The 4,945-nt window shown below is 41.4% G+C and carries 3 protein-coding genes; 1 reads left to right on the top strand and 2 read right to left on the bottom strand.

What is annotated here, in order from left to right; translation table 11 throughout:
- Positions 1-104 precede the first annotated feature (104 nt).
- Complete coding sequence (locus FC65_RS08680) at positions 105-1,262, bottom strand: ArgE/DapE family deacylase (protein ID WP_056972375.1); 1,158 nt, start codon at positions 1,260-1,262, stop codon at positions 105-107.
- A gap of 12 nt (positions 1,263-1,274) precedes the next feature.
- On the bottom strand, positions 1,275-2,783 hold the full coding sequence (locus FC65_RS08675; protein ID WP_056972373.1) for a YfcC family protein: 1,509 nt from the start codon (positions 2,781-2,783) through the stop codon (positions 1,275-1,277).
- Positions 2,784-3,060: 277 nt separating this feature from the next.
- On the opposite strand from FC65_RS08675, the gene FC65_RS08670 reads away from it, so the two are divergent.
- Positions 3,061-4,797, top strand: a complete 1,737-nt coding sequence (locus tag FC65_RS08670; RefSeq protein WP_056972372.1) for an N-6 DNA methylase family protein — start codon at positions 3,061-3,063, stop codon at positions 4,795-4,797.
- The last annotated feature ends 148 nt before the right edge of the window (positions 4,798-4,945 follow it).

Below are 4,945 nucleotides of genomic sequence, written 5' to 3'. Positions count from 1 at the left end.
TTTAGCCGATTTACTTTAATTGGCTAGAACTTTCACTGACCTTTAGCCAATTTATTGACAAAAAAGAGCAACCCCTATTAATCGAGGTCACTCTTTCTTAGCACTTAACTTAAATACTTCTTCGCGAATCTTTCATAGAACTCTGCTGCTGCCAAATATTCGTCAACGTCCACATACTCATCGATCTGATGAACAGAATCATTTACTGGTCCTACCACGATCATCGTTGGTGCAGTCGGACTTTTGACAAAATTAGAGGCATCCGTTGCGCCTGGTTCTCCGACGATCTTGACCGGGTGACCTAAAATATCAGTCAGCATCGATTTAGCCGTGGTCACATACTCACCTTGTAGATCACCATCGACTGCCTCGCCTAAATAGTCATATTGCAGCTCAAATTTATGCTGCGGCATTTGGTTAACTTGCACCACAACGTTCTCCAATATTTGTTGGATCTCAGCGACACTATACAAGGGGTTGATCCGAATATTTCCACGAGCCGTGATTTTGCCGGGAATACTGTTGACCTGGTCTCCGCCAGAGATCATCGTAACGTTATGCACCACTGGTCCCAATGTTTCATGGATCCTTGGCAAATGGCGCAGCTTTTCATTGGCTAGTTGGATAAAGTCCAGCATGTTGTCTAAAGCATTGATCCCAGCACCAGCCTGCGAACTGATCGCGACTTTGCCATAGGAGGTGATCGTATAATCAATGTCACCGTTGCTGGCATAGACTACATTCAGATTCGTCGTATCCTCACCGATCACCAAAACACCCAAGTCATTGACATAACCTTGTTCAGTTAATTTTTTTGAACCCCACATGCCGGTTTCTTCACCGACCGTCGCCAATAGCCGCAATTCACCTTTTAAGACAACATTTTCATCAAGCAAAGTTAAAAAAGTTCCGATCATTCCAGCAAGACCGCTCTTCATGTCAGTCGTTCCACGACCATACATTTTACTGTCATTGTCGTACAATTTGCCAGAAAATGGATCGTCTTTCCATGCTGAGCGGTCGCCTAAATTGACCACATCCATATGCCCAGAAAAGCCTAACGTAAATGAACCATTTTGCGGGCCGATCGAAATTACAACGCTTTGCCTATCTTCTTGATAAGGAACACGAGTAAAACGAACACGCTCGCCATAAGAAACAAATAACTTCTCCAAATAATCAACGACTTGTTTTTCATGATCATCGATCGTTTCAATTTTGATCAAGTCTTGCAAAAGTTTGATCTGTCTTTGTTTATCCATTTAATTATCTCCTTACAATACGGCCAAAATCACCAAATAAGTACAAGAGATCAGCAGTAACCCCAGCGCCATCTTCCAAGCCCATTTCCACCAAGTCGAAATATTGATATGTGCGATCTGCATCGCACCAACAACGACCGCTGACGTTGGTGTCAGCATGTTGATCAAACCAGAAGCGGCCTGATAAATGCTGACAACGATATTGGAATCAACTCCGGCAAAATGCCCCATTGGCCCGATAATCCCCATCGTAGCTGCTGCTAAACCGGAGGTCGACGGGATCAAGAAAGTCATTGGTAAATAGAAAACATAAGTTGCTAAAGTGTACATGATTTTGTTCGAACCTTGCAAGGCTAACTCGCCCCAATGTAAAACTGTATCTGTGATCATGCCGGCATCCATGACTACCTGAATTCCACGAGCTAATGCAACAACTATCGCAACGCTGGCAAAATCTTTGACTCCATCCATGAAATAATCAACAAATTTTTGTTCAGGTATGTGGTAAACAAACTTGATCAAGATCGACATCCCTAAAAACAACATCGTGATCTCGTTGAAATACCAGCTGCCAAACGCCACGGTATCTTTGCCAATTAAGGCACCTAAAAATGGTACATTTCTCAACCATTTTAAAAATGTCTCAAAAAATGTCCAGTTCGGGTTAATAGTCTGCCACGGCACCAAGCCAATGATCATAATGACAAATGTTAGTCCAAAGAGCCAAAGGACATGTTTTTGTCCCTTGCTCAACTTTGGTATATCTTCAATTTCTTCCTCATAGGATTGAAGCTCGCTAGCATCTTTATTTGCATATAGTAACGATTTCGTCGGATCATTTTCGATCTTAGCAGCATAATGATAAATGTACCAAATAGAAAAAACTAACGTAAGCGCTAGTAAAACTAAACGGGAGATCAAACCATCACCCATGGAAATGTGGAGCGTTTGTGAAGCAACACCTGTCGCAAACGGATTAACGGTCGAAGCTAAATTTCCGACCTGCGTCCCGACCTGCGGGATCGCCACAGCGACCAACGAATCCAGACCCATTGCTTGCATAATTGGGATCAACAAGGGGTAAAATGCCATCGTTTCTTCTGACATTCCAAAAGTAGACCCTCCCAATGCAAACAGCACTGTTAACAATGGGATCAACATTTTCTTTTGTTTGGAATATTTATGAACCAAAACCTTGATCCCGTCATTTAAAGCACCAGTTTGATTGACAACACCTAGGAATCCGCCAATAACAAGGATGAACAATGAGATCGATATCGCGCCAGTAGTCTTCGCATTACCGACCATTCCGATCACGGGAGCCATTAACACGTCCCATAATCCTTGCGGCTTGTTAGCTACAGAATGATAACTATGGCTAATAACATTTCCGGCTTGGTCAATATTGTATTTTCCAGCCGGAATGATCCAGGTTAAGATCGCAATTGCAACGATCAGTAAGAATAAGATCGAAAACGCAGACGGCATCGAAAATCGTCGTCTTTTATTTTTCTCTGACATAAAAAAGCCTCTTTTTTAATAACAAATTAACGTACTGTTGGATAACGACTCCCTAGTCATGAAATAAAGTAAGGGAAAGATCGTTACCTGTTTAACATAGCAAAAATATTGTCGCTTGTGGGTTAAATGAAGATTTTATTCTTATATACGATTATTTTTTTAGCCATCTCTCATAGAAAAATAATTTTGTATGCGAAACATAGTTCACTCCCCTATTTTCAAAAACCAACTACTTTCGTGGTAGAATAAATATAATTTTAAGTTGAGGAGATCAGTCATGAAACGAACCGTCAGCAATGCAACTTTAGCAAATTGGCAACGCTTGGGCAGTAACAACAAAAAATTGCTGCATCGTGCTAATAAAACAGATTCGCTGCGCAAAATTTTCCCAGACAAATACATAATTAATAAAGATAATAAAAAACAGATCCTAGATATTGCTGACTACATAGCCGAAAACAAGCTTGCCCCTACAAGATTCATTTGCCAGTTGGCAGTCCATGAAGTCACTTTTTCTGCCAACATTTGTCCAGCAAACAAAACACGTTTTTGCCAAGAAGCACTCGCGCTGGTACCCAATCTAGCACAATTGCCGGACTCAAAGTTATTCAAAGTTGATTTACAAGAACCTGACTTTCTGGGAGCACTCTACCAGACGTTGCAAGCAGAAGGTGCACGAAACAAAAACGGTCTGTACTATACTCCGGCTGATGTAGCTGATAAGTTGCTAGGCCAAATGTCGTTTTCTTCTGACCAAGACTTCTTTGATCCGGCAGTGGGAACGGGAATTTTTTTGATCGAACTAATTAAAAAATTTGCAATCCCAGTTGCTAATTTGCACGGCAGAGATATCGATCCCATTGCAGTCCTACTGGCAACGGCCAACATTTTGCTGCAAGCACCGGCAAACGACGATTCATACCCGGACATCAAAGTGGGTGATTATTTAAAAACACCTGTGGTCCAAAAGTACACCAATATCATAGGCAATCCGCCGTGGGGTGCGAAAAAAGTGACTGAAGCTGCTTTTAGTAAATTTAAAAAGGCTGATTCATTTGCCTATTTCATTGAAAAAAGTTTGCAAACCTTGAACATGAACGGCTCGTTAGCCTTCGTGTTGCCGGTCTCTATTTTAAATATCACTAGGCATCAACCGATCAGACAGCTGATCTTAACAAAAGGCTTGCTTAAATCTATTACCTACTTACCCAAGCTATTTCAGGGAGTTGTGTCGGATGTCGTGTTATTGGTGTTGAGAAAAGGCGAACCTGCCAATAATACCGTCACGTTTATTAATGGACCCCAGCAAATCGAACTAGCACAAGAAGCATTTAAGTCGCTGCCACACCAGAACTTGTTGCCAGTAAGGTCGTGTGATAGAAAAATCTTGCAAAACGTTTGGCATACTGCTCACGCTGATCTTTCAAACAGTATCTGGGGGCTAGGCATAGTGACCGGCAACAACCACGAATTTGTGTTACATGAAAAAACGCAAGGCACAGAACCACTGATCACTGGTAAAGAAGTTCAGCCGTTTGTGCTTCGCCAACCGCAAAGCTACTTAGAATTTCAGCCAGCAAAATTTCAACAAACAGCGGCCGAATCAATTTATCGTTCGCCAGAAAAACTGATTTACAAATTTATCAACAATCATCTCGTCTTCGCTTATGATAACCAGAAGCGTTTAACTTTGAACAGCGCCAATATTTTAGTACCCAAAGTCTCAACGCATAGCACCAAAACGGTCATGGCATTTTTGAATTCCCAGCTATTTCAATATCTAAACCAAATACTATTTGCAAGTCCCAAAGTGTTGCGGGGAAATTTGGAAGAACTGCCAATTGCGATACTTTCGGATAAAGAACGCAAAAGTTTGGAAAAATTAGTAACACGGCAATTAGCAGGTCAAGATTTAAGAAAAGAGATCAATAAATTTATTTTCGCCAAATACGGATTAACCCAATTCCAAATAGAGCGGGTCAAGCAAGTCCTAGCGGCAAACATTTTTGAATAAATAAAACATCCCTCAGGTGGCAAGCTTTTAAGGCTGACATCTGGGGGATAATTCTATTTTCAACTAATTTCGTTCTAATTGGCTAATTCTTCCACCGACTTCTAGCCGATTTGTCTCAATTGGCTAGAACTTTCGCTGACTTTTAGCC

Origin of the sequence: Ligilactobacillus acidipiscis DSM 15836 (assembly GCF_001435755.1) — a bacterium.
Taxonomy (GTDB): Bacteria; Bacillota; Bacilli; order Lactobacillales; family Lactobacillaceae; genus Ligilactobacillus; species Ligilactobacillus acidipiscis.
Note: the sequence above shows the minus strand (reverse complement) of the source record. Positions and strands in the feature narration are given on the sequence as shown.

Excerpts from the sequence above, each read along its gene's own strand:
- FC65_RS08680 (WP_056972375.1), bottom strand. The coding sequence starts at position 1,262 with ATGGATAAACAAAGACAGATCAAACTTTTGCAAGACTTGATCAAAATT.
- FC65_RS08675 (WP_056972373.1), bottom strand. The coding sequence starts at position 2,783 with ATGTCAGAGAAAAATAAAAGACGACGATTTTCGATGCCGTCTGCGTTT.
- FC65_RS08670 (WP_056972372.1), top strand. The coding sequence starts at position 3,061 with ATGAAACGAACCGTCAGCAATGCAACTTTAGCAAATTGGCAACGCTTG.